9 protein-coding genes are annotated in these 11,276 nt (G+C 35.2%); 4 read left to right on the top strand and 5 right to left on the bottom strand.

From position 1 onward, the window contains the following. Positions 1–66 precede the first annotated feature (66 nt). On the bottom strand, positions 67–567 hold the full coding sequence (locus AAOP42_RS17640; RefSeq protein ID WP_349529889.1) for an NUMOD4 domain-containing protein: 501 nt from the start codon (positions 565–567) through the stop codon (positions 67–69). A 205-nt stretch (positions 568–772) separates the two neighbouring features. Here AAOP42_RS17640 and AAOP42_RS17635 point away from each other — a divergent pair, with 205 nt between their 5' ends. Continuing rightward, positions 773–1,075 carry a DUF4286 family protein gene (locus tag AAOP42_RS17635; RefSeq protein WP_349529888.1) on the top strand — a complete coding sequence of 101 codons (303 nt, stop codon included), beginning with the start codon at positions 773–775 and terminating at the stop codon, positions 1,073–1,075. 12 nt (positions 1,076–1,087) lie between these two features. Here AAOP42_RS17635 and serS read toward each other — a convergent pair whose 3' ends face one another. Then, on the bottom strand, positions 1,088–2,362 hold the full coding sequence (serS, locus tag AAOP42_RS17630; RefSeq protein ID WP_349529887.1) for a serine--tRNA ligase: 1,275 nt from the start codon (positions 2,360–2,362) through the stop codon (positions 1,088–1,090). 274 nt (positions 2,363–2,636) lie between these two features. Here serS and rho point away from each other — a divergent pair, with 274 nt between their 5' ends. From rho to AAOP42_RS17615, 3 genes are all read left to right on the top strand, one after another. Further along, a complete protein-coding gene (gene rho / locus AAOP42_RS17625; protein ID WP_349529886.1) occupies positions 2,637–4,295 on the top strand; it encodes a transcription termination factor Rho in 1,659 nt (552 codons plus the stop codon). 259 nt (positions 4,296–4,554) lie between these two features. After that, positions 4,555–5,286 carry a hypothetical protein gene (locus AAOP42_RS17620; RefSeq protein WP_349529885.1) on the top strand — a complete coding sequence of 244 codons (732 nt, stop codon included), beginning with the start codon at positions 4,555–4,557 and terminating at the stop codon, positions 5,284–5,286. Between the two features lie 339 nt (positions 5,287–5,625). Next, positions 5,626–7,095 (top strand): TlpA family protein disulfide reductase, encoded by a 1,470-nt coding sequence (locus AAOP42_RS17615; protein WP_349529884.1) that lies wholly within the window; start codon positions 5,626–5,628, stop codon positions 7,093–7,095. 1 nt (position 7,096) lies between these two features. On the opposite strand, the gene AAOP42_RS17610 is transcribed toward AAOP42_RS17615, so the two are convergent. The 3 genes from AAOP42_RS17610 to AAOP42_RS17600 form a co-directional block, all read right to left on the bottom strand. Then, positions 7,097–7,681, bottom strand: coding sequence for a NifU family protein (locus AAOP42_RS17610; protein ID WP_349529883.1), 585 nt, complete (start codon positions 7,679–7,681; stop codon positions 7,097–7,099). Between the two features lie 180 nt (positions 7,682–7,861). Further along, a complete protein-coding gene (locus AAOP42_RS17605) occupies positions 7,862–9,427 on the bottom strand; it encodes a hypothetical protein (RefSeq protein ID WP_349529882.1) in 1,566 nt (521 codons plus the stop codon). Between the two features lie 380 nt (positions 9,428–9,807). After that, positions 9,808–11,214, bottom strand: a complete 1,407-nt coding sequence (locus tag AAOP42_RS17600) for a dicarboxylate/amino acid:cation symporter (RefSeq protein ID WP_349529881.1) — start codon at positions 11,212–11,214, stop codon at positions 9,808–9,810. Positions 11,215–11,276: the final 62 nt, after the last annotated feature.

Raw genomic sequence — 11,276 nt, 5'->3', positions numbered from 1 at the left:
AAGTTAAGAATACCTAATGCAAAAGGGAATGATGATTAAAAAAATACTATTTTAGAATTAATGGGTTCAAACCAATAGTTCTTCTCTACTTTTTTTCTTTTGAGAAAAGCGTTTTTTAAAGCCATTAGAATATTTCTTTTTTCTTGTTTCCCAAACCTTATAGTTGTTCTTGTTTCCCACCTGAAACTGAAATGCCATATGCTCAGAGGGTGTTACCCATTCCAGGTTTGTGGAGTTATTGTTTTTCGGATCATTATCCAGATGCACGATCATGGTAAACTCTTCGGGTAAAACATTGATGCAAAAGGCTTTTGCTACTTCTTTGTGAGGATACACTGTTTTTCGTTTTCCATCATCATTCAATAAGTCCATAAAGAAACATTTGCAGTTTTTGTTCCAGCGTTGTTTCATTACTTTTTCTTTGAGTCGTATTTCTTTACCTGTTTTGTTGCTGGCTATTTTACGTTCTCTCCTCTTTATTTTTCCAGTATTGGAAACCTGGTAATTAGTAAAACCCTCTATAGGCTTCCAAACTTCCTCTATTCGTTCTATCTTTTGAAGTGACATATTGTTGTTTTACTTTGAGTATAGGTAAATGTATTTATTCTTTCAGGCAGTTTTAAAAAAGTTCGATGAACCATCTGGAAATTTCTATGACTAGAAATTATCAACAGACTAACCTGATTTTGAAGGAAATAGTACAATAAGAAACTATACTTTTTTGATCATTGACTTAAAGCACTAATTTTCCATTTTAAATTTTAGAGCAGATATGATTTTATATAACGTTACCGTAAATATTGATAAGGAGGTTGAAAACGAATGGCTACAATGGATGAAACAAATTCATATTCCCAACGTGCTGAAAACAGGAATGTTTGTCGATCATAAGATGTACAAAATAATGGCAGATGATCCGCAGGGCACAAGTTATTCAATTCAATATTTCGCTGACTCTATGGAAAAGCTGAACAAATATCAATCAGAATTTGCATCAGCCTTACAGGCTGAAACCATCCAAAACTATGGCAGGCATCTGGTCGCATTTAGAACGGTGTTGGAGTCCGTGGATTAGCCCAATCACATACTAACTAACCTTGTCAAATCCGGTGTAAGGTCTCAATACTTCGGGGATAATAATTCCATCTTCTGTTTGACCGTTTTCCAGAATAGATGCGAGAATTCTTGGTAGTGCCAGAGCACTTCCGTTTAGAGTGTGAAGTAGCTCTTTTTTGTTGTCTTTGGTTCTATACCTTAGCTTAAGTCTGTTTGCCTGATATGTTTCAAAATTGCTGACTGAACTTACCTCCAACCACCGTTGCTGACCTGCAGAATACACCTCAAAATCATAAGTTAAAGTAGAAGTAAATCCCAAGTCTCCACCGCAAAGACGTAAAATTCTATACGGCAATCCTAGTTTTTTAAGTAACCCTTCCACATGTGCCATCATTTCCTTTAAGGTATCATCGGACTTGTCCGGATGCTGCACCTGCACAATTTCAACTTTGTCAAACTGGTGCAATCTATTTAAACCTCTAACATGTGCTCCCCATGAGCCGGCTTCTTTTCTAAAGCACGGAGTATAACCTACATTTTTTATAGGCAAATCATTTTCATTGATTATGACGTCCCTGTACAGATTTGTTATAGGCACTTCCGCAGTAGGTATCAGATAAAGATCCGTATCTTCAAGGTGATACATCTGCCCCTCTTTGTCCGGCAACTGCCCTGTACCATAACCAGAGGCTTCATTTATTACTATTGGTGGTTGTACCTCAGTATATCCTGCTTTTTCAGCCTCATCAAGAAAAAAGTTGATTAGTGCCCTTTGCAGTTTTGCACCTTTTCCTTTGTAAACAGGAAACCCTGCACCACTTATTTTATTTCCTAATTCAAAATCTACAATATCATAAGTACTGATTAAATCCCAATGAGGTTTTGCACCATCAAATAATTCAGGCAGGGTTTCAACAGTATAGATACATTCATTGTCATCTTCTGTATTTCCAGCAGGAACCAGCTCATTGGGAACATTGGGGATATTATATAAGGCTGAAATCAATTCCTTTTTTGTTGCTTCGAGTTTTTCCTGAATCTCTTTTGTTTGATTTTTTATTCTGCCAGTATTCGATTTTGCTTCTTCTGCTTCTTCCTTTTTGCCTTCTTTCATCAAAAGGCCAATTGTCTTAGAAAGGCTATTGAGCTCTGCCAACAGATTGTCTAGTTGAGTCTGACTTTCTTTTCTGGATTCGTCAAGGGCAATTACGTTATCCAAAATACGGTCTAAATCGGGAATACCTCTTTTAGAAAGCCTCTTTATAAATAAATTTCTGTTTTCTTTGATGTCAGATACTTGTAACATTTTTTTGCTTTATAATTCGAGGCAAATTTATATGTTTGGATCAAAAGCAGTCTTATCTTGACCTATATATTAGTTTTGTCTATATTTTTTTTGAATTATTTGTTAAATATTGGAGGTTAACATATTATTGTACCAGCAAACAGACACTTGGGCTTAACTCATTCCTTTTTTAAGTCCATTTCTCAAAAAGTCAAATACTTACTTACAGTCATAACCTTAGTTAAATTTCTTATCTGATTAATGCTTTTTCATAAAGCAAAACTCTATTAATTATATGTATAATATTGATGAATTGAATGATAGGCTTTTATCGGAGCTGCGGGATATAGCGGAAAGCCTAAAATTAAAAAACGTTAAAAGGGCATCTAAAAAAGATTTAATCTACAAAATTTTAGATGAACAGGCAATTAACCCAGATGCCGTAAAGCCCTTAAAAGAAGAGTCTAATAAAGACGAACCAAAGAAGGAAAGGAAATCAAACCCTCCAAAGAATGATCAGCCTAAAGCACAAACACCAAAGGGCAAAAGTGCTGATGAAATATTAGAGTCTTTTGATCTAGAAATAGACCCTTCGATTACTTCATTTGAAGAAAAGAAGGAAGAGAAACCTAAAAGGCCTAACGATAGAAGAACAGAAAACAGGACTGACAAGCCAAAAGAAAGGCCTGCTGAGAAACCAGTTGAAAAAGTTCAAAAGGCTGAAAAAGAAATCGCCGAAGAGAAACCAACCAATCAAGACAGCAATGAGAGAAAAAGCGGTCAAAGAGAAAACGGCTTTAAATCTAAAAAAGCCAATCACAATGCTAACGTCAAAGAATTTGATGGAGTCATTGCAAACGATGGTGTATTAGAAATAATGCAGGATGGGTACGGATTCCTCCGTTCTAGTGATTACAACTATTTGGCAAGTCCTGATGATATATATGTCTCACCTTCACAGATAAAATTATTTGGCCTGAAAACCGGTGATACCGTTAAGGGTCAAATCAGACCTCCAAAAGATGGAGAAAAGTATTTTGCCTTGCTGAGAGTAGAGTCAGTAAACGGCAAAACAACAGAAGAAATACGCGACAGAGTTCCTTTTGAATACCTGACACCTTTATTCCCACAAGAAAAATTGAACTTAAGCGGTAAAGCAAACAATTATTCTACCAGGATTATGGATTTGTTTTCGCCTATAGGTAAGGGTCAAAGGGGAATGATCGTTGCACAGCCTAAAACAGGTAAAACGGTGTTGCTAAAGGATGTGGCCAATGCAATTGCGGAGAATCATCCTGAAGTATATTTGATGATCTTGCTGATTGATGAAAGGCCGGAAGAAGTTACCGATATGGCCCGGAGTGTAAGGGCAGATGTAATTGCTTCTACATTTGATGAGCAAGCAGACAGGCATGTGAAAGTCGCCAATATTGTTTTGGAAAAAGCTAAGAGAATGGTAGAATGCGGGCACGATGTAGTAATTCTTTTGGATTCGATCACCAGGCTGGCCAGGGCTCATAATACAGTAGTACCATCAAGTGGAAAAATTCTTTCCGGCGGTGTTGATGCAAATGCATTGCACAAACCAAAAAGATTTTTTGGCGCTGCGAGAAATGTTGAAAATGGCGGTTCATTGACAATTTTGGCAACAGCTCTAATCGAAACAGGATCGAAGATGGACGAAGTGATTTTCGAAGAATTCAAAGGTACGGGTAATATGGAGCTTCAACTGGATAGAAAACTGTCTAACAAGAGGGTTTACCCTGCTATTGATGTCGTTGCATCAGGCACCAGACGTGAAGATTTGCTTATGGATAAAGAAGAGCTTTCAAGGGTTTGGATTTTGCGTAAATACATGAGCGATATGAATCCGAATGAATCAATGGAATTCCTTCTCGATAAAATGAAAGGAACCAGAAATAATGAAGAATTCTTAATTTCCATGAATGGATAATTGATCAAGAAATAGAAAAAAACCACTTTTTTTAAAAGAAAGTGGTTTTTTTATGCCCTTGGCAATTCAAAGCAATGACACCTAATGTTAGCAACAGGCTTTAAATAAGCGACTTTTTTTTAAATTTTAATTATAGATGTTAAAAACAATAAACCATTTTAATTATATTTGAAATATACCTTAACTTTGGTGAGGGTATGTATAACATATACTACCTAATTCTTAGTCAGAAACCTAATACTTTAAAAAGCGAAATGCTATGAACGAAATGAATCCTGAACTGCTGGCATCACTTAGTAAATACGGACAAATGGCCACTTACGGGCTTGCTGTACTTGCTGTACTTATACTCTTTGGTCATTTGATCAAGTTGCTGATTACAAAAGACTACAAAGCAAAGTATGACTACATTAACATGTATGAAATTAAGCTTTTGTGGAGAGCATCATTGCTATTAATAATAGCTGGTGCTATTTATGCCAACACATTAGTATCAGAATCCGGAATGCTGTGGTTCTTTGTAAGAATATTTGTTAGCACCATGTTTGCAATAATAGCCGGAGTAATAATCCAGAACATATTGAAGTTTTATTATCCTTTTTACATAGAAAAAAGGTTGAAGTATCTGAGATATGAACCAAGAATCTCTCCTGATGGCCGTAAAATGAGACTATTGAGTGAAGAAGAAGAGGATGTTTATCTGGATGAAGGCATGCAGGCAGAAGAAAATGCATTTTCTATTGACTATGACGTATGGATAGATGAGGAGTCCGGATATACGCATATTGAAAAATACAACGGAAGGCTTACAGCTTTAAAGTGTTCTGAATGTAACTACCAAACGTTGAAAGTAACAAATGAAGAGATTATTCAATCTCCTACAGTAACTGAAGAAGGCGAGTTAATGAAACATTATTCTTGTGGATACTGTGGGCATAAAGAAAGAAAATCCTTTTCAATAGCCAAATTGAGACAAGAACAACCCGCATAAAGGATATTAGACCTCTTTACTTTAGGTTAGTAAATAAGATCATAAAAAAAACCGAAGAAAAGCTCTTCGGTTTTTTTTATATGATCTCGTTTAGAGTTTCACAGATGTAGGATCAACAATAAATCTGAGAATCAATTACTCACCACCTTCTGAGACAACCTTTTCTCCAAATAGAAGTGGTACTCTCGTGCCTAGTCATTCTATAAAAGGACGGCTTAGGATATAATTCGCTCTTATTTTTCAATTATCCTATAATAATTGAAATAAATAACCTAATTTGAAAAATAGGCAAAACATACTGTATCTATTACTTGCAAGTTGTGTGGAATATTGGAAAATATGAAAACATTAAATTACTTATTAATTCTAGTCTTTTTCGCATGCGAATCAAAGACGAAAGAGGATGTGAAATTATACACACCTTTTTCAACCTCAGTTATAGAGGTAGATATATTGAACAATCCGACAGATACAATCTTCATGGTTGCATACGCAAATACATTAATTCCAAGAAATAAGGTTGAATCAAATGATATTGTTACCAATGTAAAAGGTAAATATTATTTGACGATAGAAATTGATAGACCGTTAAAAGGTGGATTTAAACTAGGTAAAAAAGCATTCGATATAATTATTCTACCGAATGACACCACGCATATTCAAGTTGATTTTGATGATCATACAGCGAACATACAGTTTACTGGTAAGTACAAAATGATCAATGATTATTTTACTGACAAGCAAAAAAATCTGGGTTATACTGATCCCAGACTTGAATTCAGCAAACACATTAGGTCAAAATCAACCTACGCTCTCGCTAAAAGGAAAATCGATTCCGTTACCAATATAGCTACCCATTTTTTTGAAGATTATAAAACAGATCATGACCTACCGGCTTGGTTTTTAGATTTGGAATTTTCTGAAATACTTTATTCAGGAGCTAGTTTTAAAACTTCTATTCCCTTCACCAATAGAACATTTAATTATTTTGATGACAACCTTCCGAATCAGTATTTTAACTTCTTGGAAGAAACCGAGGTTGATAATAGTTCTGCAATATTTTCACCTGCCTATTTGAGGTTTCTAGACTCATATTTCATTCGGAATCTGCCTACCGAATATGATAAGTATTCTGGGTTTCTTAGAAGTAGTGAGGTAAGAAAGTACACATTGAATTTATCAAAAAAGGAGCTAAGTGGAGTGGCAAAGGACGTGTATCAGAAATACAATTTTGGCTATTTACTCCGGTTCTATTCTGATTCCTTAGAGATTGATTCACTTGCTAAAGAATTTCAAATTAACGATTATACAAATTTACTTAGAATCACTGGGTCTAAATCAAAAGGTGGTCTTAGTCCTCTAAATTTAAATCCAACTGATACAATTCCTGAATTTTACGTAACCAGTGTACTTGATAGTTTAATATCAATAAGGGACTTCAGCAATAATATTGTGTACATAAACTTCTGGGCAACATGGTGTGGCCCATGTATTAAGAACATCCCTGCCTTGAATGAGATGATAACAGAATTTGTAGATGATGATAAAGTCGCTTTTCTGAATATCTGCTTAGACAGTGAAAAAGAAAAATGGTCTATTGCTATTTCCAAGCACAACCTCCAAGGCATAAACCTCTTAGCTGTAGGAAATTGGAACTCAAGACTAAAATCCTATTTCAATATTAAAGGTATTCCTCATTATTCAATTCTACGAGAAGACAACATTCTCGAAGAAAATTTTGCGAATAAAGCTCCTTTAGTGAAAGAACGAATCATTGAGGTACTCAAAACAGCAAACGCTGAAAAATAGATTACCCGTTCACCGCTTCTACATTTTCTACTTCAGGAATCATTCGCTTCAGTAGATTTTCGATACCGGCTTTAAGCGTCAACGTAGAGGATGGGCATCCACTACATGAACCTTGCAACACCACTTTTACAGTACCTTCCTCGAAAGACTCAAAAGCAATAGCACCACCATCACTCTCAACTGCAGGTTTGATGTATTCATCCAATACGTTTTTGATATTGGTTACAATGTCTGAATCCTGTGTAGCTTGAACCACTTCGGGCTTTATATGTTCTTTAACAACCGATTTACCTGATTCCAGATAATCCTTGATGTGTTGTTTCAATCCTTCTTTTACTTCTTCCCATTCTACGTTTTCCTCCTTCGATACCGTAACAAAGTTGCTCATGAAAAACACCCCATTCACAAATGGGTAGGTGAAAAGCTCCTGAGCTAATTCTGAATTTGAAGCACTTTCGATATTCTGATAATCGTAATATTCACCGGCAGGAAGCAACATGGAATTTGCCACAAACTTCAGTGAATTTGGATTTGGGTTGGATTCGAAATATATATTAAAGGGGATTTTTGATGTCTGGCTTTCCATTGGAATAAAATTTTTACTGTGCAAAGTTATATGGAATCCATGAGATAATTACATTCCAAATACGCTTGATCTAAACAAGTGTAATCATTGACATGGTTTCCTTATTAAACGTCTAACTAATACGGATTCTTCAACATGCAGTTTGTATAATCCATTGTTTTATTAAAAGGTGGGTTTTTATTACTTGCCAATCGCCTTTATTATTCGATCTTCTTGAATTAGAACATCTCTCATTAATAGATTATATGGAAGTGACTGATGCTTAGAGGTTTTAAATGCTTCTAATATTTTGGATAATGAATTGGCGGTAATCAACGATAAGTTAAGTTCATAATCAAGTCCACAATCTTTTACAAAATCGTCCGAAAATTCTGGAGCAATCAATAATGATTTAATGACTTTAACATTGTTCTTTTCTGCCAAAGACATATAAGATTTAAGCTGGCGTGAAACCGAACTAAATTTATTATAGCCGCTTTCTTTCACTGATTTGCACTCTACTAGAATAATCTCTGTATCTGAAACAGTCAATACAATATCCATTTTGTCCTTTGTAGTGTTTAATTTCTTTCGAAGATTTTCATCAACTATGAATCCCAACTTTGACAATATCTTTTTGGTTAAATCTTCAAACAATATTCCAAGCTCACTTTCTTTAACCACAATGCCATTTTCCTTTAATGAGGCTATGTCTCTATATCCAACACTTGAATAATTTTCGAGATACAGGTTCTCCGCATCTTTGTAGTTTTCAAGGATATTTGAAACAATATCACCTCTAGTTTTTATAGATATTTTGTTACAAAACTTATCAAGTTCTATTTCAGGGATTATTTCTAGAACATCCATCGGTTTAATATTGAAATCCAAGAGGTACGAACTCCTCATCACGTTTTCTTCCTGAAGTTCAAATTCCTTTTTAAGAATCCCATTTGCCTTAGGTAATGATTCATTTAATTCGAGAAGTAGTTTTTCGTATCCATCAATTGAAATACCGACTTTATCATCTCTTTCTAATTCATCAAAATAGGTTATTAAGTTTCCCAATTTATCTTCAATTGTAACTCCTTTCAAAGAAGGTTTGATTTTTAGCTTGGCATCACAAAGTTCATTGATTATTTTTTTCTTGTCAGTAACTAAGGTTCCCGGTTTATGAATATCGTTCGAAAGTAATCCTTCAAATGATATTCCCACTTTAATGACCTCTTTGATTTTTACATCGATTGGTTGTTTCCAATCAATATTATGTTTCCTACAGACCATATTGATTTGAGGCTCTTTTATGTGTCTGAGAACTCTTCTAAAAAATTTGTCCGCTACCTTTTTCCCTTTAATCTTTCTTAGAAGTATTACCATTTCATCAGCGACATATATCATATTAGTCTTCTTAGAATAGAAAATGACGCCCAAGTTTTTCAGTTCTCCAATTATCGAATCAATATCCATTTGTCTAAGAGGAATAACCATATAATTTATCAACTTTATTTCCTCACGAGATAAATCCAGTTCAGTGGACAGGGTATTTAGTATAGTTTGTTCGTCAAATGTAATTTTTCGCTCTTGGTTATTAAAGTCATCATTTGTATAAGCAGTATTGACACATGATCTGTAAATTTGATAATCCCTTTGTCTGTCTGCCTCCAGATTTGTTTTTTCATTATCAATCTCAGCTTGAAAAGATTTGATTTTTTTGTTCAGTTCCTTCAATTCTCTTTCATACAAACGAGATAACCAGTCTTGTTTCATTATACAATTTCCATCTCGTACAATTATGTCTGTTAGAATGTCAATTTGAGAAGTAACACTTAGAAAGTGTTGACTTAAATATTCCGAAAACTCCTGTTTCAACAAAACGAAAACTTTGGAAATATTTAGACTATCCATTGCTTTCAAGTCTCCACTAGCATCATTCAATATCTTTTCAATACTTTTAGAATTCTGAGGCGTTTCGGAATTCAGGTTGTCTATAATTTTAAGAAAGGAGTTTTTTTCTAAGGAATTAAGACTGTCGAGAATTTTTTCAAGTTTCATTTGTAAGTTATTTGGCAAATAATTCAGTCAAGTTAAATAAAAACAATTAGAATTATATTCTGCCAGCACTCATCTTAATGCACGATTAAGTATTCTCAAACATATTTTTTCAACTCTCCCTCAGATTTGGCAATGATAGTAGAAACTGTGGCGTCTCCGGTAATGTTCACTACTGTGCGGCACATATCGAGAATTCTATCTACCGGAAATATTATGGCTACCCATGCCGGATTCAATCCTACAGATTGGAGTACGATAATCATCATCACCAGTCCGGCACTGGGAGTAGCTGCCGCTCCAATGGATGCCAAAGTAGCGGTGAGTACGATAGTCATTTGCTGAGTAAAACTCAGATCCACCATGTGCAACTGGGCTAGAAATACAACCGCCACAGCCTGATACAGGCTGGTTCCGTCCATATTTACAGTTGCTCCTATTGGCAATACGAAACTGGAAACATTTTTAGAAACACCCATGTTGTCTTCAATGCACTCCATGGTAACGGGCAATGTCGCTGCACTGGAGCTGGTAGAAAAAGCAAGAAATTGTGCAGGACTTATGTTTTTGAAAAATTCTTTATAGCTCAGCTTCCGAACAAAAATTTTGATAACCAAAGGATAAAAAATAAAAACCATAAAGAACAGACCCAATACAAGCGTAATAGAATACGAACCCAGGCCAATAAATATTTCCAAGACTTCTCCCGGTGTATCTGCCATTTTAGCAATAACTCCCGCAAGTAGGGCAAAAACGAAAAAGGGAGATGCTTTCATAACCAAATCCACCATTTTTAAAAATACCTGATTGATGGCATTGATAAAATCAATGACAGGAGCAACCGTTTCCGCTGGTAATAAAACCAATACTACTCCAAAAAAGATAGCAAAAAAAATGACCTGTAGCATCAGTTTGTTGTCAGAAATAGAAAGCATGATATTTTCAGGAACCATTTCTACAATGAATTGAAGTGGCGAAGCATCTTTGGTGCTATTCGCATCTTTCATTTTTTGAGCAACACTTTGTTTGTCTTTTTCAGACAGGTTATCAATTTCTAACTTATCAGCTTGTATTTTGTATTCAGGGTTTGCCAAAAAGTTTTTACCATCAGGAATTGAAACTCCATTTTCTCCCGCCCATTTTTCAAAAACCAAGCGGTTTTTAATTCTTTGTTCTTTGTCCAAAGACATACCCGGCTTGGCAACATTTACAAACAATAGTCCAATCAGCACAGCTACTATTGTGGTAATCAAGTAAAGCCCCAGGGTTTTTCCCCCCATACGACCCAGTTTGGACACGTCCGTCAATCCTGAAATACCGCCAATAATGGAAAAGAGTACCAACGGAACAGCAATGAATTTCAGTAGTCTTATAAAAATAGCACCAAAGGGATCTATCCAGTTAATAGTAAAAGCATTCCATCCCAGAAAACTGGAAATGAATGCCCATATCACACCAAAAATTAATCCGATTACTATTTTTATGTGCAGCGGCAGGTTTTTCATTTATCCTTATTTAGTATAAGCTACTAATATCAGTATTTTAACCGAAAAGGAACAGTTCACCG

This window comes from Reichenbachiella sp. MALMAid0571 (genome assembly GCF_040151475.1).
Taxonomy (GTDB): Bacteria; Bacteroidota; Bacteroidia; order Cytophagales; family Cyclobacteriaceae; genus CAXBNB01.
This window is presented reverse-complemented; position numbering and strand designations above follow the sequence as displayed.